We start from the raw sequence: 21,309 nt of genomic DNA on the forward strand, positions 1-21,309 counted from the left end.
TACCTTCTTTGAGGGTAAAAGCAAATTACCCCTTCCAGGGGTTATCCCAAAGCCACATCCTTTGGGTGTGGATTTTTAGTCCGGTGGTCAGCAAATAATGAGCCGACATCGGGGTAGAACTTCAGGGCTACCGGGATGTCACCCTCCGGGGTGGGAGGTCAATCAGTAATCGGTGGTGAGTTGGTGGCGGAGTTTTGGATAATTGGTCGCATTGCAGCTTGGGGCATGGGGCATGGGGCTTGGAACTAAAAAGTACCTGAGTAAAACCGAAACTGATTACTGAACACTGGCACTCAGCTTTTTTATAAAAAAAACAATTTGACAGGTCTGTTACGTACAAATCTACCCCTTGTAATTTCAGTTAAAACCGATTTTTGTTCTTCTAAAATGAACTTATAAAAGAACAAAACCAATTAGCAGTTTGATATGAAAAGATTGACAACAATACTGGGGATATTTACAATGCTTTTTCAACTGATTTCATGTAATACGGCCGTGAAACAGCAGGTGGATTATTTTCCGGACGGAACTGAAATTCCGGCATGGTTCAGCAATACGGGTAAGATTAATCCCGATACGCTGGGTGTGCAACTCGTTGTAACCGGCTATGGGGCGGTAGGCGACGGACAAACCATGAATACCGAAGCCATACAACGGACAATCGATGACGCAGCCAGCCAGGGAGGAGGAGTGGTTATCATTCCGGAGGGACGTTTTTTAACCGGCGCCTTGTTTTTTAAACCCGGAACACATTTGCACGTGCAGGAAGGCGGGGTTTTGCTGGGTTCGGATGATATTGCAAATTTTCCTTTGATGCCATCGCGGATGGAAGGACAAAGCATCGATTATTTCCCGGCTGTGGTAAATGCTTATGGGGTCGATGGCTTTACCATTTCGGGAAAAGGGACCATCGATGGAAACGGGCTCAAATACTGGGAGGCTTTTTGGCAGCGAAGGGCTGAAAATCCGCAGTGCACAAACCTGGAAGTATCCCGCCCCCGCCTCATTTTCATCCAAAACAGTAATCATGTTCAGTTGCAGGATGTGAAGCTGCTGAATTCCGGGTTCTGGACCACTCACCTTTATAAATGCAACCAGGTAAAATTGCTTGACTTACATATTTATTCTCCTGCAGAACCGGTGAAGGCTCCAAGCACCGACGCCATTGATCTTGATGCCTGCGCTGATGTATTAATTGATGGTTGTTACCTGTCGGTAAATGATGATGCCATTGCCTTAAAAGGAGGGAAGGGGCCGTGGGCCGATACCGATCCGGACAATGGCCCGAACATCAATGTAATTATACAAAATTGTGAGTTTGGTTTTTGTCATTCGGCGGTCACCTGCGGCAGCGAATCGATCCACGATCGCAACATTATTGTGCGAAATTGTTCGGTTGACGGACCTTCCCGGGTTTTATGGCTGAAGATGCGACCCGATACGCCGCAACATTACGAATACATCCTGGTTGAAAATATCACAGGGCAGGCTCAGCGTTTGATTTATGCCAAACCGTGGCGCCAGTTTTTCGATTTGCAGGGACGCGAGAGTATGCCCTTGTCATTGTCCGAACAGGTGGTGTTCAGAAATATCGATCTGAAATGTGCGATTTTTGCCGACCTGGACGTTTCTGAAAACGACATTCTGAAAAATTTCACCTTCGAAAATGTAAACATCGTGGCCGAAAACGGTGAATTGAGAAAAGACCTTTTTGACGGACTGACCCTGATTAACCTGACCGTGAACGGCGAAAAAATTAATTAAACAGGAATCCGGGTGTAATTCATATTAATTTTTGAATACCCATACCGAAAATTAATCCGGAAACATGTTGTAAAGATTAATTCTAAGTTAGTTTTTCAGTCAAAATCCGATGCGTCCTGTTAATAAAATATGATTATCTTGGGCGTCAGAAGGGAATATAATAAAAGGGAAGATGAAGAATTTTGGAAAGATGGCACTGTTTACAGTGTTTGCCGTGTTATTAAACACGTTTGTATTTGCGCAGAATGAAGCCGTTCAGGCCGATGAGGGTTTTCAGTTTACCGACATCAATATATTGCCGGTTACATCAGTTAAAGATCAGTACCGCTCGGGAACCTGCTGGTCGTTTTCAGGTCTCAGCTTTTTGGAGGCAGAGATGCTCAGGTTGGGTAAACCCGATGTTGATTTATCGGAAATGTTTATCGTGTGGCACACCTATGATGAAAAGGCCATTAAAACAGTTCGTTTGCACGGTAACCTGAATTTTTCGGCTGGTGGCGCTTTTCACGATGTGACCCATATGATCAGAAAATACGGGATTGTGCCTGAATCGGTTTATGCCGGATTAAACTACGGTGAAGAGAAACATGTACACGGCGAAATGGATCGTGTGCTCGAAGAACAGGTGAAGGCCATTGTTGAAAACCGGAATAAAAAATTGAGTTCTTCGTGGGAATCGGTGATTCGCCGAACCCTGGATTCATATTTAGGAAAGCTTCCTGAAAAGTTTGTTTATGAAGGAAAAGACTATACGCCGATCAGCTTTGCCAGAGATTATGTCGGCCTGAATATGGACGATTACGTGGAAGTTAGTTCCTATACGCATCATCCGTTTTATACCAAATTCATTATTGAAGTGCCCGATAACTGGATGTGGGACGAAGTTTACAATGTTCCCATGGACGAACTGGAGGAAATTATCGATTTCTCCATAGCGAGCGGTTATACCGTCGCCTGGGCTGCCGATGTCAGCGAGAAAGGATTCAGCACCTCCAAACATGGAGTGGCTGTTGTTCCCGAGCGTGACAAAACGGAAATGTCGGATGCGGAGATTGGCAAATGGGAAAAGCTCTCGGAAAAAGAAAAAGAAGAACAGCTCTACTCCCTGAATAAGCCGGGTAAAGAAAAACAAATTACCCAGGAAATAAGACAAATTGATTTTGATAATTATCAGACCACCGACGATCACGGGATGCTGATTTTCGGAATGGCAAAAGATCAGAACGGCAATTTGTATTACAAAGTGAAAAATTCGTGGGGCGATTACAACGATTACGGCGGTAATTTTTACGCATCAAAACCATACGTGAAATATAAAACCATGAGTATTATGGTCCATAAAGATGCCATCCCCAAACACATCCGGAAAAAACTGGATTTATAATAAGCTGAAAAGCAAACTTGGAATCACAAAAGGCTGTTACGAACTATTCGGACAGCCTTTTGTGATTTTATGGCTTGCATCATCATCTGCTGTAAAACATCGGTTCTTTTCTGAATTGATTAAACGATTAAGCATATATTTATTGGCGCTATTCACTACGAAAATGTCAAAAAAAGTATCGTTAAAAGATATTGCCAATAAGGTCGGTGTTTCAACCGCGGCGGTGTCGTATGTCTTAAACGGATTGGAGAAAGAAAAGCGTGTTGGCGCGGATGTGGTTAAACGGATTAAACAGGCAGCCAAAGAGTTAAATTATCAACCGAACCAAATCGCCCGGAGTTTACGCAAAGGGGCTACCAGTACGATCGGACTGATTGTTGCTGATATTGCCAACCCGTTTTTCGGACATTTGGCACGAATCATCGAAGATGAAGCCATCAGGTATAATTATACGGTCATTTTTGGGAGTTCGGATGAAAGTTGTTCAAAATCGGAGTCACTGCTCGATACTTTTTTAAACCGGCAGGTCGATGGCTTTATCATCGTGCCATCGGAGGGATGTGACGAACAGGTGAGATCACTTTGGAAGAAGAATATCCCCGTTGTTTTAATCGACCGTTATATCCGGGAACTGGAAACAAATTATGTGATCCTGGATAATTTTAATGCGGTTTACGATTCTGTTACCCACCTGCTGTCTAAAGGTCATAAACGAATTAGCCTGATTGTTTACCGGAGTTCGTTGATTCACATGGAGGAACGAATAAGGGGTTATGTCCGGTCGATGAGCGACCACGGTTTGGACGATTTTATCTGTATCGAAGAAGTGACTTATCATTCGATGAATGATGAAATGGACGGTGTTATTCGGCGAATTTCGCAGGAAGATAAAACAGATGCCTTAATCTTTGCGACCAATGCCTTATCGCTGGCAGGTTTGTATGCGCTGAAAAAATATCAGATTAAAGTACCTGATGAACTGGCCATTGTTGGATTCGATGGCAATGAGGCCTTTGATTTTTTTGATCCTCCGCTGACCTATATTCAACAACCCCTGGAAGAGATGGGCCAACTGGCCGTTCAGTTGCTTGTGAGCCAGTTGAAAGGTGTCGGTGAAATATCCCAAGTGATACTGAAACCCCAGTTGGTTCTGAGAACATCGTGTGGCTGAATTTTTTGAATAGGATGAATGACCAATTAAACTAAAATAAATACATCATGAAAAAAATCGGATTTTTAGTCGTCATCTGCTTCATGGCGTTTGACGTTTTCTCCCAGTCGGGCTTTAACGGACTGGAATTGAATATGGGTAATTTATACCGGCTTTCGAATGCCGAAACACGCTCAATCAGTCCTGAAAATTTCACAGGTGAAAAAGGGAAAGGTGGTATGGCAAAGATCGAAGACAAAGATCAGCGCAATGTTGCCAATGCCTCTCATGCTGCCCGTGATCTGGGGCAGGGCTGGAAAGTTAACCCTTTCATCATCATTAACCCGGGCGAAACTTTTACATTGGCCGAAATTGACGGCCCCGGAGCGATACAGCATATTTGGATGACGCCTACCGGAAACTGGAAATTTTCGATTATCAGGTTCTACTGGGACGACGAGAAAGAACCTTCCGTGGAGTGTCCGGTTGGCGATTTCTTTGCGATGGGATGGAATGTATATGCGCCCCTGAGTTCGCTGGCGGTTTGTGTCAATCCGGGGAGTGCTTTTAACTGTTACTGGCCCATGCCGTTTAGGAAGAAGTGCAGGATTACGATGGAAAATATTAACGATCGTGAAGAAATGCGCCTGTACTATCAGGTTGATTATACGCTTGCCGATGTGCCGCAGGACGCCGCTTATTTTCATGCCCAATACCGGCGGGCAAATCCGAACGTCACCTCCGATTATACGATTGTTGACAACATTAAGGGACAAGGCCATTTTGTGGGCGTTTACATGGCCTGGGGTGTCAATAACAATGGCTGGTGGGGCGAAGGCGAAATCAAGTTTTTTATAGATGGCGACAAACAATTCCCCACGATTTGCGGTACCGGCACCGAGGATTATTTCTGTGGTTCCTACAATTTCGACCGGGAGGGACAATATAAAGAATTTTGTACCCCTTATGCCGGTCTTCACCAGGTCATCCGACCCGACGGAACCTATAAATCACAACAACGTTTCGGCTTATACCGTTGGCATATTCTCGATCCGGTCCGGTTTAAAAAAGACTTGAAAATTACCATTCAGGATTTGGGCTGGCGTCACGGAGGAAGGTATTTGCCCCAGAAATCGGATATCTCATCGGTTGCATTCTGGTATCAGACAGAGCCCCATGCGAAATTCCCCAAATTACCCTCGTGGGAAGAACTGGAGGTTAATTAACGAAGACAATTTAGGATGAGCTACCATAAATTTTACCGGATGAACCTTCCGCTCCTGCTGTTGGTTTTGGCGCTTGCCTGTACATCAGGCGGCAAAAAGTCGCAAAAAACCGAAGACAATCAGAATGAATATCTCCCGGGCACCTATGGCTATGATGTTGCATTTTTGGAAGCACATCAGATCGGAACCATTGAACTGAAAGATGAGCATGCAAAAGCCAGTCTGTTGCTGGTCCCTGAATACCAGGGAAGAGTAATGACCTCGTCGGCAAATGGAAGAAAAGGCGCCAGTTTCGGCTGGATCAATTACGACTTGATTCGCTCCGGCATCCAAAGCAAGCAGTTTAACCCGGTGGGCGGTGAAGAACGTTTTTGGATCGGCCCTGAAGGAGGCCCGTTTTCAATCTATTTTAAAGAAGGAGAGGAGCAGGTATTTAAAAACTGGCTTGTTCCGCCGGTGCTCGATACCGAAGCTTACAAGGTGAAAGAACTGGATTCGCGGCATGTTGTTTTCGAGAAAAATACCGTGCTTAAGAACGCTTCGGGTACGGAATTTCAGGTAGACATTGTTCGGAAAGTATCGCTTGTCGGCCGGGACGAACTATCTTCGGTATTTCATGTCGGCCTGCCAGAAAAAGACCTGGACGTGGTGGCCTATCAGACTGATAACACCATCACAAATACGGGGAATAACCCGTGGGTAAAAGAAAGCGGCTTGCTGTCAGTTTGGTTGCTGTGTATGTTTAATCCCTCTCCGTCTACTACGGTTTTTATTCCTTATAACGAAGCGGGCGACGGAGTCGTTGTGAATGACGAATATTTCGGAAAAGTTCCTTCAGACCGGTTGATTGTTGAAAAGGGGACAGTTTATTTTAAGATCGACGGCAACTACCGGAGTAAAATAGGCTTGCCGCCGGGAAGAGCCAAAGAGTTGTGCGGAAGTTACGATTCGGAGAAAAACATCCTCACGCTGCTCTGGTGCACCTTGCCCGACGAACCCCGGGAATACGTAAATTCAAACTGGGGAATGCAGGAAAATCCGTATGCCGGCGATGTGATTAATTCGTATAACGACGGACCGGTGGACGACGGATCAATGATGGGGCCTTTTTATGAAATTGAGACTTCGTCGCCGGCAGCAGCGCTGGCGCCGGGCGGGTCGCTTACACACAGCCAGCGGGTCGTGCATATTCAGGGCGAAAAAGCAGAACTGGCCAAAGTGGTCAGCAGCTTGTTTGATCTGGATCTTTATGCTATTGAGTCGAAATTCAAGTAATCTTTTATGGAAAAGAAACCCATTATACCGAAAGGAATTGTTCTGGCCTTCATTTTGCTGACCTCGCTGTTTTTCGCATGGGCTTTGCCCAATAACCTGACCGATACGATGCTGGCGGCATTTAAACGGATTATGAGCCTCTCCGATTCCAAAACGGCCTGGATTCAGGTTGCCTGTTACCTGTTTGGTTACGGTTGTTTTGCGGTTCCGGCTGCTTTGTTTATCAAACGGTTTACCTATAAAGCCGGGGTGATGCTGGGCCTGGGCATGTACTCGGCCGGGACCTTTCTTTTTTATCCCGCGATGCTGATTGCCGGCTGGAACATCAACATCAGTTTTTTGATGTTCTTGTTGGCGATCCTGGTTCTTTTCGCCGGACTTTCAATTCTTGAAACTTCAGCCAACTCTTATGTTTGTGCGATCGGACCCGAAGAAACGGCCACGCAGCGATTAAATTTTGCCCAATCGTTTAACCCGTTTGGAGCCATAACCGGAGTGGTCGTCAGCCAGGTTTTTATTCTATCGCAGTTGAATACCATGAGCGCTGCCGACCGGGCAGCCCTTCCGGCAGAAGAGCTAATCAAGATACAAGGGGCCGAGTTAAATGCCGTCACCATGGCCTATATGGCTGTTGGTGTGGTCATTGTTGCCTTGCTCATCACGATTTATTTTACCCGGATGCCCAATCTGAGAGAGGAGGATGATAAAAGTCTGGATTTTGCTGGTACGCTCAAACGGCTGAAAAAGAATAAGAATTATGTGTGGGGTGTAGTCGCCCAGTTTTTTTATGTTGGCGCTCAAATAGCGGTCTGGTCGTTTATTATCCGCTATGTCATGCAGCAACTGCAGCTCGAAGAAGTGGTAGCCGGTTTGGGAAGAGATGTTTCATCAGAGGAAATTATTATCAGCTTGCGCAATCTTGAGCCATTGGCGGCAGGTTTTTATAATTTGTTTGAATGGATGGGCCTCGAAGCCATGCTTCCCCGGACACCGGAGCAGGCAGGAGCTACCTATTATATCATCTCTCTTGTTCTGTTTGTGATGGTCCGTTTTATCAGTACGGGACTGATGAAATTTATTAAACCGCGCCTGTTACTGACTGCCCTGGCTTTATTCGCTGTTGTTTGCAGCCTGGTGGTTATTTATGCAAATGGCTGGATCGGGGTTTATGCGTTGATCGGAATTTCAGGCTGCATGTCGCTGATGTTTCCTACAATCTACGGATTGGGAATTGCCGGTTTGGGCAGCGATACCAAGATGGGGGGCGCCGGAATGGTGATGGCCATTGCCGGGGCAGCCGTTCTCACCCAGATCCAGGGAATTGTTTCCGATCAGTCAGGAAGCATCAAACTGGCCTATTGGGTTCCGGCCGTTGCCTTCCTCATTATTGCCTATTACGGCGGCATTGTTTGCCGAAATCAACAACGGTTAGCGAAAGCGTAAAACAGTTCGGCCTTATTCGGCGTGGTTGTTTCCATGCTGCTCAAGGGTGAGTATTCGTTGAAAATGGTTCTCCAGGTGTTTTCTCATGGCTACGCGGAATTCATCGGGAGAACCATTTTTTAATATATTGACGATTCCCTTGTGGGACACATATCTTTTGTTGGTAACATTTTTGTGGATTAATCCACTGTCATATACGTAGTTGAATACGGGTAATAACAGTTTCTGGAAATTCTTCAGCGTCTTGTTTCCCGTGATTTCATACAGCTTGCCATGAAAGGTAATCTCGTGGCTGATATCGAAAAGAATATCTTCGCTGAATTCGGGTTCCTGATCAACGATTTCCTCCAATTCTTTGATGTCGTCGCCTGTAATATGTCTGAAAATCAAATCCCCCATGCCGATTTCGAGGACGAGCCGGAGTTCAAAAATATCTTTTAACGTGCTGTTGTCTAGAATGTGAGGAATCATCGATTTTTCAAGGAGTGAAGAGATGTCCGGACTGGTGATAACGGTTCCGATGTGCTTTTTGGATTCAATCATCCCCATTGTTTTTAAGCGGTTCAGTGATTCCCTGATCACGGTACGGCTAACGCCCATCGCGGTGGCCAATTCTATTTCCTTCGGAATGACATCGCCGGGTTGCAGGGCTTTCCTTTTGAAAAAATCAACCAGGTTCATTTCCACTTTATCTACTAAACTCCTCGTATCAATAGCAGCGATCAGGGTTTTATCGTCTTGGCTCATAAAGATGTGTTTTGTAATATGTAGGACATAAGACGCAAATTTCGGAAAAATGTTTGGAATAAAAAAAACAATTTCTATTTTTGTTGTGTATTATGTAGGACATAAGACAAAATGTATAAAAATGAAAAACTAAAACCAATGAGAAAGATGAAAGAAAAGACGCTGTTAATCAGTTTGTTGTTGCTGCTGGTGCTGATGAGTAGCTATACCTTTGCCCAGCGGAGTATCACCGGGCATATTACTGAGGCCGACAGTGGCGAGCCATTACCGGGGACTGCCGTGGTGGTATCGGGAACCACAATCGGGACAATCAGTGATCTTGACGGAAATTATGCGCTAACTGTTCCGGCAGGAACGTCACAGCTTGAGTTTTCGATGATCGGGTTTGAACATCAGGTGGTGAGGATAGCTGGCTCGGATGTAATCCATGTAGCCATGAAAACCTCGACAACCGCGATTGATGAAGTCGTTGTTCTGGCCTACGGTGGACAACAGGTCCGCTCAAAGGTGACCAACTCCATTTCCAAGGTAAGGGAAGAGTCTCTGTCTATTGGTTTGCATTCGAATCCGGCGCAGGCTCTTTCGGGCGCAGTGGCTGGTTTGGTGGTGCAACAAACTTCGGGTAATCCGGGAGCCACACCAACGCTTATTCTTCGCGGCGGCACCAACCTCAACGGAACCGGTTCTCCGTTGGTGATTGTTGACGGACAAATCCGCACCATGAGCGATATTAACCCCAATGATATCGAATCGATGGAGGTCATGAAGGATGCAGGCGCAACAGCTATTTACGGGGCCCGCGCCAATAATGGCGTTATTTTGATTACGACTAAAAAAGGAAAAACCGGAGCAGGTAAAATCGAATTCTCAGCAAAAGTTGGTTTAAACTATTATAACGAAGGGATTTATGATTTTTTGGGAGCAGAAGACTACCTGACTTATATGCGCACCGCTTACTGGCGTTCATCAAACATATACCAAACTAAAGCCGGAAACTGGACGGGGACAACCAACCTGAACAGTTTGTCGGCAGCCCAGCCCTATGGTACCGGCAACAGGTATTTCGATACCGAAGGGAATGTTCTTGACGGAAACAAGAATTCGGCAGCAGTATGGAGTCCGATGGTCTATACGAGTGATTTGGCATTTTTGCTCAACAAAGGATGGCGAAAAATGACCGACCCGTTGGCTGTCTACAGCTCTGCCTATGATCAGGAGATTATTTTTAAAGAATTTCATCTCTCCGATGTAAACCTGCGTGATCCATCTGTTTCACAGGATTATAATATAAATTTTAGCGGAGGCAACGATAACGGACATTATTATGCCGGATTGGGGTACAACTACAGCAATGGTACTGCTATTGAGAACTGGTACCAGCGAATTACCTTCTTATTCAATGCCGATTACAAAATCCGTGACTGGCTGACTTCGTATTCATCAATTAATTTTGCTGATGCAAAATGGCGCGACTTGCCCGAAACGGCTACTTCGGAACAGGAGTATTTCTCAAGGATTTTCTCGTTGCCTCCAACGTTCAGGGAAACCAATGAAGATGGCGAGTGGCTGATTGGTACCCGCGGCACAGGAGATGCCAATCAGAAAATTAATGCCGATAAATTTTATCGCAGTAAGAATACCGATAAGTTCACCTTAAATCAATCATTTAAAATAGATTTGATGAAAGGCCTTTATTTTAAGGTTGCAGCCAATTGGTACTTCAATGAAGGCAAATACGAGTCGTTCAACAAAGATTTTATGACTAATGTCGGCCCAAGATACAATACAACAAGAAATTCTTCTGCTGAGTTTGACCGTACTTTAGACCAGACTTACAATGGGATACTGAATTATGATCTTTCCATTAAAGATCTTCATAACATCTCGGTTATGGGAGGTGTTGAATATTACGACTCCTACAACAAAGGTTTTTATGCGGGCGGTTACGGAGCTCCGACGGACGATTTTATGGATTTAGGCTATACATCAACCGATGAAGGAGCCCGCACAATTGATTCGTGGCATAGTCGGCAGCGCATTATGTCGTTCTTTGGCCGGCTTAATTACGACTACGATGGCAAATATCTGCTTTCGGGTGTTCTCCGTCACGATGGTTATTCAAAGCTTGCTTCCGGCAACCGTTGGGGCACATTTCCCGGTATTTCGGCAGGTTGGGTGATAAGCAAAGAAGAGTTTATGGAAAGGTTCGGCAATATGATTTCATTCGCCAAACTGCGTTCGAGTTATGGTTTAAACGGGAACGTGTCCGGCATTGGTAACTACGACGTGCAGGGCGCTTATACCAGCAACAAATATGCGGGCGAAACAGGTTTCCTGATCAGTACGCTTCCGAATCCCGGACTTAAATGGGAACGTTCCCGGACCGCCGAACTTGGTTTGGATTTGGGTTTCATAAAGAACCGCTACAACCTGAGTTTGACTTATTACGACCGTCTTACAAAAGACAAATTTGCCGATATCACTCTTCCTTCTCATTCGGGTATCTCTACCTTCCGGTCGAACAATGGTGAAATCAGAAATAAGGGGATCGAACTGGAAGCAGGAGCCAGATTGTTAAACAGAAAGGATTGGAAGTGGAGCGTTAATGTGAACGCGGCACGTAACCAAAATGAGATTGTTTCGCTTCCGTACAACGGATTGGAAAATAACCGCCAGAATGCCTTCCAGGTGTACAACCGCGATGGCAGTTTAAGCTGGGTAGGCGGTTACCAGGAAGGCAAGCGTCCGGGCGATGTTTATGCTTTCAAGGCCCTGGGGATTTACAAAAATATAAACGAAATTCCGGCAAAATGGGTTGATAAATCAACCGGTAACAATGGGTCCAACAACCGTTTCCTGTACGGTACAAGTTCATGGGATGCTGTTTATGAGGCCGGCACACAGGGAACAGGCCTTCCCATTCAACCCGGCGATGTTAAATTTTTGGATGTGAACGAAGACGACCTGCTTGACAACTTCGACCTGGTAAAAATTGGCAATACCACCCCCACATGGACCGGTGGCCTTTCAACCAGCCTGAGCTGGAAAAACCTTACCCTGAACGTTCGTACCGACTTTGCATTGGGACATGTTGTTACCGATACCCGCTTCCCCTGGATCATGGGCAACATGCAGGGCACCTACAATACGATCGAAAAGGTGAAGAACACCTGGTCGGAGAGTAATCCCAACGGAAAATATCCTGTTTATGTATGGGCCGACCAGTTAGGCAAACGCAACTACGCCCGTAACTCATCAATGTTCATTTACAACGGCGATTACCTTGCTTTCCGCGAGATCAGCCTTTCATACCGCTTACCCGGAAACCTTGTTAAAAAGATGAATATGGAAGGTCTGGAATTTTCGGTGACAGGTCAGAATCTGGGTTACTGGACGGCGGCCAAGAATATTTATTCGCCTGAATACGGTGCTAACGGATGGGGAGGATACTCCCTGCCACGCACAATTATTTTCGGCGCAAACTTTACCTTCTAATCAGAAAATACGAGATCATTATGAAAAAAATACTTTATAGTTTAATGGTGATTGTAGCAGCAGTTTCCTTTTCCGGCTGCGATGATACACTCGATTTGGGCCCGATTGATTACTACGGTTCCGGAAACTTCTGGAATAACGAATCGCAGGTAGCAAGTTTTATGGTGGGCCTCCACCAGGATTTGAGGTCGATGTACCAAATGTTTTACTACCTGGGCGAGGCCCGCGGCGGCACATTGAGACTTGGTACTTCTTCCATGGGAACTTCAATGGATAATGAAGCGCCTGTTAAAGCGAACACGTTTACGGCAACCAGCACCGGAATTTCGAACTGGTACGGCATCTATGCGAAATTGCTGCAGGTTAACCACTTTATTCAGAGTGTGGAAGATGGGGCCAACTTTTTAACTGCCGATAAAAAAGGCTATTACCTGGGACAAGCCTATGGCTTAAGGTCGCTGTACTATTTTATGCTGTACCGGACCTATGGCGGAGTTCCTCTTGAATTAACGGTGAAGGTTCTGGGTGGGGTCATTCAGGCCGAAAATCTGTACCTGGCCCGTTCAACTGCCGCGGAAACGCTGAACCAGATAAAAGCTGACATCAATAAATCGGAAAGCTATTTTGGAACAGGCACAACGGTGGCAAGCAAGTACTTGTGGTCTCCTTATGCCACGGCCATGCTGAAGGCCCAGATTTATTTATGGTCGGCCAAGGTAACGACCGGTGATCATACGGCAACCGGCACAGCCGACTTGCAGGTGGCAAAAACGGCTTTACAGAAAGTGACCGGCAGTAATTTTTCGCTTCTGACCGATTTCTCCAAAATCTTCACTCAAAAAGCAAACAGTGAAGTGATTTTTGCACTGTATTTCGACCGGGAAGAATCAACCAACTGGGGACACAATTTCCTTTATCAGCCCAACGACTTGTTGGCAAGTGCTACCGATCTCAATGGCAACCCGTTTTCCTCCGATCCGCTAAATCTGGTGAATGGCGGTGTCATGCGTCACGAGTACAAAGAATCGTTTGTGAAAAGCTTTGATGTGACCGATACGCGTCGCAGCGGTACTTTCTTCGAGTACATCCGGGCCGTACACGGCGCTGCTATGAAAAAACTTATTGGCAACTATTCAACAACACTGGGAACCCGGGCCTATGATTCCGATATCATGATCTTCAGGTATGCTGATGCCATCCTGATGTTGGCTGAAATTGAAAACAGCTTAGGCGGCGATCCGGCAACATACATCAATCAGATTCGCGAACGGGCTTATGGCAGCGAATACCCGGTTTTCACCAGCGGTACTTTTGAAGAAAACGAAATAGCAATTTTGAAAGAACGCGATAAGGAATTTGTGAACGAAGGCTCGCGTTGGTTCGATCTGATCAGGATGCAGGATGCCGGTAAAAAGCCGCTGGTGTTTACGGCCGGCGTAAATTATGCCGGCGTTTACGGAGAAGCCCCGGCTCCGGTTCTGACATCTGATCAGGCGTATATGATTTTATGGCCGATTGATGTCAATGTGTTAAACGGTGATCCGCTCCTGGAGCAAAATCCGGGTTATAATTAAGCAACAAACTAATTCGATCAGCTTTTGAATAACATGAGGCAGTACCAGAAGTCTTGAATCTTTGGGAATCTGGTCACCCCGAATTTATTTCGGGGTCTGTCATTCAACGGGTTGAGATACTGATCCGGCAACTGTCGGCCAGGATGACTCTATTCAAGACTTCTGGTACTGCCTCATATGTTCCGCCAAATATTTTTTACGGGTCCTTAATTTCCTTAAATTTAAGCTGATGAATAATCTAATACCTGTGTTAATGAGTAAAAATCAATTAATCATACTGGCGTTTCTGGCGGCTGCTTTTTGGAGTTGTTCAGACACCGAAAATATTCAGGGCATTCATGATGTCCGCTTGATTCAGCCTCATGTGCCTCTTTTTGTCGGAAGAGACAATCCGGGTGCGCTTGAATTCAGTTTTACAGTCACCGGCGGGACGACCTCGCTTGAATTGCAATCGGTAGAGTTGTTTTTTGCCGAAGCCGGACCAAGCGGAATACTGGATGCCGTTACCGGAAATTTAACGGCAATTGACGGGGATAACACCGAAAAATCCTTATTCGGAGAAACCGGAACGATTGCTTCGTCGCTTAAACTGACCGGTTCGCTCGAATTTGGTGAAGGCGTTCATACGCTTTCTTTCAGTTTCAGGGTGAAAGAGGATGCCGGATTGGAACAAAACGTGCAGGTGGAAAAAATTGTAATGCGTTTTGGAAAGCATAAAAAATTAGCTGTCGAAGCCGATAAAAATCATCGCTATCGTCTTGCCAAAGTGCTTCGAGCAGCCGGTCAGGACCATTGCGATACATACCGGATCCCGGGTTTGGTAACCACCAAAGAGGGAACGCTTATTGCCGTTTACGATAACCGCTACAACAACAGCAAAGATCTTCAGGAGGACATTGATATTGGTATGAGCCGAAGCATCGACGGCGGACAAACCTGGGAACCGATGAAGGTTATTATGGACATGGGCGAATGGGGAGGCCGTCCGGAGCGGCTTAACGGCATTGGCGACCCCTGCGTGCTCTACGATCATCATACTCATACCCTTTGGGTTGCGGCTCTGTGGATGAGTGGCGCAACTGAAAAAGACATGCTGTGGTGGGCCTCAAAACCCGGGACGAGTCCCGAGGTCACCGGCCAGTTTATGATTGCCAAAAGTACCGACGACGGACTGACCTGGTCGGAACCCATCAACATCACCGAACAGGTTAAGGATCCGTCGTGGCAGTTGCTGTTGCAGGGCCCGGGACGGGGAATTACCCTCGGTGACGGAACGCTGGTTTTTCCGGCGCAGTTTAAAGCCGGCCTCGGCGAGAAAGCGCTTGACGGCGGCCAATATACCTGCCATTCTACGATTGTGTACAGCAACGATGGAGGAAAAAGCTGGCAGATTGGCTCCGGCGCCAAATCCAACACCACCGAAGCGCAGGTGGTTGAACTGACCGACGGTAGCCTGATGCTGAACATGCGCGACGACCGCAACCGGACCGATAAAGGTGACACCAACGGCCGGGCGGTGGCCATAACCAACGACCTTGGTAAAACCTGGGCTGTGCACCCGTCATCCAATTCAGCGCTGCCAGAGCCGAACTGTATGGCCGGCATCATTTCAACCGACCTGAACCTGGGCGGCCAAACCAAACGGGTATTATTCTTTTCAAACCCGAGCCATAAAAGCCAGCGAACCAATATGACCATCAAAGCCAGTCTGGATGAAGGGCTTACCTGGCCCGAAGAACTCCAGCTGGAGTTGAACGAAACGGCCGGATACGGGTATTCGTGCATGACCATGATCGATGAACAAACGATTGGTATTTTGTACGAAGGTGTTAAAGATCTTTATTTTCAGAAGGTTTTGGTTGCAGATGTTTTAAAATCAGGTGATTAGTATTTTTTGGAGATTGAGAGACATGAAAAAACAGTTGATCCTGAAACTTGCAGGTGCTTTGTGTTTGTTGTTGTTTATTTCTTGCAATACACCCGAAAGCCTAAAGCCAGCACTTATTCCTAGTCCACAGCAACTCAGATGGAATCAGCTTGATTTTGATTTAAAAGATAGCAGCTTGGCCTTCGTTCAGCGACTGGTGTCTCAAATCACTGCGGTGCCTTTTAACGACGAAGAGGCATACAAATTGAGCATTTCCCGCGATTCGGTTGTTTTAGAAGCCACAACCAAAACCGGACTTTACAGGGGATTACAAACAATAAAACAACTGACCTTTGAAAACAACGGAAAACGTTACCTGAAAGGATGTTCAATTGTTGACTGGCCGGCTTTTAAGGTTCGTGGTTTTATGCAGGATGTTGGCCGCAACTATATGCCGGTTTCGCTTTTGAAGGAACAGATTGACGTGATGGCGGCCTACAAATTCAACGTATTTCATTTTCATGTGACCGATAATCCTGCCTGGCGGCTCGAGAGCAAGCGTTATCCTGAGTTGTCCGAAGCCTCATCCATGAGTCGTTGGCCCGGCAAATTTTACCGGCAGGAAGAATTTGTTGATCTCCTGGCGTACTGTGAAGAACGTTTCATTACCCTTATTCCTGAATTCGATATACCCGGGCACAGTGAGGCTTTTCGAAAGGCGTTTGTCATCGACTCGATGAGCGATCCCCTGGTACAGCCGATCTTGCTGAATTTGGTTGATGAGTTGTGTGACTTAGCCCCGGCGGGAAAAATGCCCTATATTCATTTGGGAACCGACGAAGTATGGCATGCGCGTGAGCGTTCGGCCCCGGGATTACTATCGGCATTGGTTGAACGCGTGAGGCAACACGGACGCGAAGTGATTGTGTGGCGTCCCGGCCAACCCATTGATGGCGACGATTCTTCCGTCACACAACTGTGGTCATCGGATGGAAGTCCGAAACCGGGGCATCGTTACCTGGATTCCAGACTCAACTACCTCAATCATCTGGATCCGTTGGCCGGTATAGCTCAGCTGTATTTTGACCGTATTTGTGGAGCTGCTCAGAGTGACTCCCTGCGTCTGGGAGGCATTCTGTGCTGTTGGAACGACAATATGGTGGCTGACCCCAACGATATCATCAGGCACAATATGGTTTATCCGGGGATGCTCACCTACAGCGAAACATCCTGGACGGGACAATCAAAAGATCTGGGGGAAAACTATTTGGCTAAAATACCAATGCCCGACAATCCTTTGTATGATGAATTTCGGGATTTTGAAGAACGGCTTTGCCAGCATCGCGACCTTTACTTTAAAGGAAAGCCCTTTCCGTATGTCAGGCAAACGCAAATCGTCTGGAGTCTCTTGGGACCTTTTGATCATGAAGGCGATTTATCCCTTGAGTTTCCGGTAGAAGAGCTGTTGAATGATCACAAGGCATTTGAACAATTGGATTGGAGCGGTCCGTATTACGGAGGAACCATCCACATCAACCATTTTTTTGGATACCCTTCCCATTTTTCAGAGAAAGAAGGAACAATCTATGCCGCAACAGATATCTGGTCTCCTGCGAATCAGGAAGTCTACTGCTGGATTGGTTTTCACGATTGGTCACGATCCGGAGGTCGTCGGGGAGGGCCTTTCCCCGAGCAGGGCCAATGGCACAATACCGATCCAAAGATCTGGCTCAATGGATCGCTGATAGAACCGCCCGTCTGGAATAATCCCGGATTGGCAGCGAAAACGGAAGAAATTCCTTTCACGGATGAAAATTATGCGATACGCCAGCCAACTTCGATCGACCTTCGGAAAGGATGGAATCGTGTGGTTTTAAAGCTTCCCCATAGTAGAAGCTCCTGGAAATGGATGTTCACCTTCGTTCCCATACGCCTGGATGCCGATGGACTGTGCGAAGTGGAAAACGTAAAATTTTCAGTAAATAAATTAGTGAATTGAACAGAAAAAAATAAAGCTTGAACATCATGATAAAAAAAATTGAAGGACTTATTGCGGCGCCATTTGCCCCGATGTTTCCAAACGGCGAAATAAATATTGATCAGATACCCGCTTATTACGATTTTCTGATTAAGAATGGGGTCGTTGGCGCGTTTATCAACGGCTCAACCGGCGAGGGCGTTTCGCTTTCACAAAAAGAAAAAATTAAAATCACGACGGCCTGGACATTTCAGAATAAGAAACAAAAGGCATTAAAAGTAATTGATTTGGTTGGAGGGACATCGTATGCCGAGTGTATTGAAAATGCTCAAACTTCAGCTGCGCTGGGCGTAGATGCGATTGCCATTCTGGCGCCGTTTTATTTTAAACCTGCGGGAGCGAAACAATTGGCCGAATTTTGTGCCAAAATTGCAGAATCAGTCCCGCAACTCCCGGTTTATTTTTACCACATTCCCGTTTTAACCGGTTGCCACGTGGCAATGTTTGATTTTTTGCAGGAAGCGGAGACGATGATTCCCAACCTCGCCGGGATCAAGTACACCCACGAAGACTTTATGGATTACTTGAGCTGTTTGAATTTCAGGGATGGCAAATACGACATGCTTTGGGGACGGGATGAAAATCTACTTTCGGCCCTTATTTTGGGAGCTCGTGGCGGTGTTGGAAGTACGTTTAATTATGCAGCGCCACTTTATCATCAGCTAATGACAGCGTATGATGAAGGACACTTCGTTGAAGCCCGGAAGTTGCAACAATTGTCAATCGATATGATCCGGCTGCTCGGCAAGTACGGCGGTATTGCCACCGGAAAAGCTTATATGCGTTATGTCGGACTGGAATGCGGCGAATTCCGCTTGCCGGTTAAAAATATGACAGCCGAAATTTATCCGTTATTCAAAGCGGATGTAATGGCGCTGAACATGGAAGATTTATTCTCTAAATTTTAAGGTGTGAAAAACAGGATGTGGATTTGGCTTGCGTCTGTGCTTTTAACATCGTGTAATCCAAGTCAACAAAAAGACAGAATGAACATGAAAATCAACTGGGATACCCTGGCTATTATTCCTCCGGCTGCAGGGCGGAAGATTCAGCACGGTTTGGCCGGACCAGTGGCCGGAGTTTATCAGGATCACCTGTTGATTGCCGGAGGAACAAACTTTGAAGATGCCATGCCCTGGCAAGGGGGAACAAAATTATATCACAACGACTGTTATATTCTTACAAAAAAAGCCGAAAACCAGTTGGAATGGTCTCAACCTGAATGGAAATTGCCTTCTCCAATCGCTTACAGCGCCTGTATTTCTACCGGAATGGGAATCTTAAGCATAGGCGGTGAATCGGCTGATGGACCTGTTACCCGGGTTTTTATGCTTTCGGTGGAAGGTAATAACATCCGGTCGGTAGATTTCCCGGACTTGCCGGTTGCTCTTTCGAGTTCGTGTGCTGCGATCAAAGGAAGCCGGGTTTATTTAGCCGGCGGACTCGACCGGGACGGAGCTACAAACCATTTCCTTTCACTCGACCTCTCTGCCGAAGAGTTGACATGGCAAACGCTTCCTGAATTGCCGGTACCGCTTTCACATGCGGTGGCAGCCTGTCAGTTTGATGGAAAAGAAGTCTGCATCTATGTGTTGGGTGGACGGAATAAAACAGGTATTACCTCAAACTTTCTGAGCGACATCTGGAAATACATTCCGTCGGAACAGAAATGGCTAAAAGCCGGAACACTGAAGGTCGGCGATGAACCGGCTTTTGGATTATCAGCCGGGACCGGACTGGCTTTTGGTGAGCATGCTATTTTGCTTTTTGGAGGCGATCAGGGACCGATTTTCAACCAAACAGAGCGATTGATCGACGCGGTTTTAAAAGCAGCTACGCCGGAAGAACGGGACGTTTTTTTGAAACAAAAAGAAAATAATCTGACAAACCACCCGGGCTTTTCCGGAGATATTTACCGGTTTAATACGCTCACCGAAAAATTGAGCCGTTTGGGGCAACTTCCAGGGATGACTCAGGTGACGACTAATGCCTTTTGGTGGGATCAGCAAATCATTATTCCCGGTGGCGAAGTCCGTCCGGGAGTTCGATCTGCAAAAATCACCCGGGGAACAATTTTGTTGGGCGAGTAGTTTGTCCTGACGTGCTCAATTCAACAAAAACAGGCAGAAATATGAGTTTGGATTTAAATAAAACAGCATCAAAGTACCAAAAGGAATTGCTCGAAAAGGTGATTCCTTTCTGGGAAAAAAATTCAAAAGACGAGCAGTGTGGCGGGTATTTTACCTGTCTCGACCGGCAGGGAAAGGTGTTTGATACCGACAAGTTTGTGTGGCTGCAAGCCCGGCAGGTATGGATGTTTTCATTACTGTATAACAAGGTCGAAAAAAAAGAACAGTGGCTTGACATGGCAGAACATGGCGCCCGTTTTTTGCGCCAATTCGGACACGACGGGCAGCTTAACTGGTATTTCTCGCTTACCCGCGAAGGGAAACCGCTGGTTCAGCCATACAATATTTTTTCGGATTGTTTTGCAACAATGGCCTTTGGGCAGCTTTACCAGGCTAGCGGCAACGACGAATATGCTGATCTGGCTAAACGTACGTTTGACAATATTCTGGCGCGCCAGGACAACCCCAAAGGGCGATTCAATAAACTGGTTCCGAAAACCCGGCCATTGAAAGGTTTTTCGCTGCCGATGATTCTGAGTAATCTGGCTCTCGAAATCGAACACCTTTTGCCGGAAGAATTGGTCGAGAAAACCAGTAGTGAGGCTATTCATGAGGTGATGGATGTATTCTATCAAGCCGATTCCGGATTAATCCTGGAAAATGTAAATCCAAACGGCAGCTTTTCCGATTCCTTTGAAGGCCGGCTTCTGAACCCGGGACACGCCATCGAAGCCATGTGGTTTATGATGGACCTGGCTGAACGTCAGAATAATCAGGCACTGATGCGAAAGGCTGTTAAAATTTTACTCGATACCTTGGCGTATGGTTGGGATGAGGAATTCGGCGGTATTTTCTATTTTATGGACATCAAGGGATACCCGCCGCAGCAACTGGAGTGGGACCAAAAACTGTTGTGGGTACATGTGGAAACATTAATCAGTCTGATTAAAGGATATGATCATACCCAAAATGAGGAATGCCTGTGCTGGTTCGAAAAGGTGCACGACTACACCTGGTCCCATTTTGCCGATCAGGAACACGATGAGTGGTTTGGTTACCTGAATCGTAGGGGAGAGGTGTTATTGCCGCTGAAAGGCGGAAAATGGAAAGGTTGTTTCCATGTTCCCCGCGGATTATACCAGGTATGGAAAACACTGGAAAAAATAAACGGATCATCTGACAAACCTTCTGAGAAGGTTTCAGAATAAAAAAAAGAA

At 46.2% G+C, this 21,309-nt stretch carries 14 protein-coding genes; 13 read left to right on the forward strand and 1 reads right to left on the reverse strand.

The annotated features are described in order from the left end of the window. Positions 1-426: 426 nt before the first annotated feature. The 6 genes from AC6H3C_RS11720 (at position 427) to fucP (ending at position 8,242) form a co-directional block, all read left to right on the forward strand. Positions 427-1,764 carry a rhamnogalacturonidase gene (locus AC6H3C_RS11720; RefSeq protein ID WP_497521006.1) on the forward strand — a complete coding sequence of 446 codons (1,338 nt, stop codon included), beginning with the start codon at positions 427-429 and terminating at the stop codon, positions 1,762-1,764. Positions 1,765-1,954: 190 nt separating this feature from the next. Continuing rightward, positions 1,955-3,148, forward strand: a complete 1,194-nt coding sequence (locus AC6H3C_RS11725) for a C1 family peptidase (protein WP_497521007.1) — start codon at positions 1,955-1,957, stop codon at positions 3,146-3,148. A 163-nt stretch (positions 3,149-3,311) separates the two neighbouring features. Further along, positions 3,312-4,319: a LacI family DNA-binding transcriptional regulator gene (locus AC6H3C_RS11730; RefSeq protein ID WP_497521008.1), complete on the forward strand. Its 1,008-nt coding sequence runs from the start codon at positions 3,312-3,314 to the stop codon at positions 4,317-4,319. A 47-nt stretch (positions 4,320-4,366) separates the two neighbouring features. Further along, a complete protein-coding gene (locus AC6H3C_RS11735) occupies positions 4,367-5,524 on the forward strand; it encodes a glycoside hydrolase family 172 protein (RefSeq protein WP_497521009.1) in 1,158 nt (385 codons plus the stop codon). A 15-nt stretch (positions 5,525-5,539) separates the two neighbouring features. Further along, positions 5,540-6,799 carry a DUF6786 family protein gene (locus tag AC6H3C_RS11740; protein ID WP_497521010.1) on the forward strand — a complete coding sequence of 420 codons (1,260 nt, stop codon included), beginning with the start codon at positions 5,540-5,542 and terminating at the stop codon, positions 6,797-6,799. 6 nt (positions 6,800-6,805) lie between these two features. Then, positions 6,806-8,242: an L-fucose:H+ symporter permease gene (gene fucP, locus AC6H3C_RS11745; protein ID WP_497521011.1), complete on the forward strand. Its 1,437-nt coding sequence runs from the start codon at positions 6,806-6,808 to the stop codon at positions 8,240-8,242. A gap of 12 nt (positions 8,243-8,254) precedes the next feature. Here the strand turns inward: fucP and AC6H3C_RS11750 are convergent, their stop codons facing one another. Then, the gene (locus tag AC6H3C_RS11750) at positions 8,255-8,989 is read right to left on the reverse strand and encodes a FadR/GntR family transcriptional regulator (RefSeq protein ID WP_497521012.1); all 735 of its coding nucleotides are present in this window, start codon (positions 8,987-8,989) and stop codon (positions 8,255-8,257) included. 138 nt (positions 8,990-9,127) lie between these two features. Here AC6H3C_RS11750 and AC6H3C_RS11755 point away from each other — a divergent pair, with 138 nt between their 5' ends. The 7 genes from AC6H3C_RS11755 (at position 9,128) to AC6H3C_RS11785 (ending at position 21,300) form a co-directional block, all read left to right on the forward strand. Next, positions 9,128-12,484, forward strand: a complete 3,357-nt coding sequence (locus AC6H3C_RS11755; protein ID WP_497521013.1) for a SusC/RagA family TonB-linked outer membrane protein — start codon at positions 9,128-9,130, stop codon at positions 12,482-12,484. A gap of 20 nt (positions 12,485-12,504) precedes the next feature. Continuing rightward, positions 12,505-14,058 carry a RagB/SusD family nutrient uptake outer membrane protein gene (locus AC6H3C_RS11760; RefSeq protein WP_497521014.1) on the forward strand — a complete coding sequence of 518 codons (1,554 nt, stop codon included), beginning with the start codon at positions 12,505-12,507 and terminating at the stop codon, positions 14,056-14,058. A 253-nt stretch (positions 14,059-14,311) separates the two neighbouring features. Continuing rightward, entirely contained in the window at positions 14,312-15,946 is a 1,635-nt protein-coding gene (locus AC6H3C_RS11765; RefSeq protein ID WP_497521015.1) for a sialidase family protein, read from the forward strand. A 175-nt stretch (positions 15,947-16,121) separates the two neighbouring features. Beyond that, entirely contained in the window at positions 16,122-17,924 is a 1,803-nt protein-coding gene (locus tag AC6H3C_RS11770; RefSeq protein WP_497521016.1) for a family 20 glycosylhydrolase, read from the forward strand. 26 nt (positions 17,925-17,950) lie between these two features. Next, entirely contained in the window at positions 17,951-18,871 is a 921-nt protein-coding gene (locus AC6H3C_RS11775; protein ID WP_497521017.1) for a dihydrodipicolinate synthase family protein, read from the forward strand. A gap of 78 nt (positions 18,872-18,949) precedes the next feature. Continuing rightward, positions 18,950-20,053 (forward strand): Kelch repeat-containing protein, encoded by a 1,104-nt coding sequence (locus AC6H3C_RS11780; RefSeq protein ID WP_497521018.1) that lies wholly within the window; start codon positions 18,950-18,952, stop codon positions 20,051-20,053. A 41-nt stretch (positions 20,054-20,094) separates the two neighbouring features. After that, positions 20,095-21,300, forward strand: coding sequence for a n-acyl-d-glucosamine 2-epimerase (locus tag AC6H3C_RS11785; RefSeq protein ID WP_497521020.1), 1,206 nt, complete (start codon positions 20,095-20,097; stop codon positions 21,298-21,300). Positions 21,301-21,309: the final 9 nt, after the last annotated feature.

Source organism: Gaoshiqia sp. US2 (assembly GCF_059705485.1).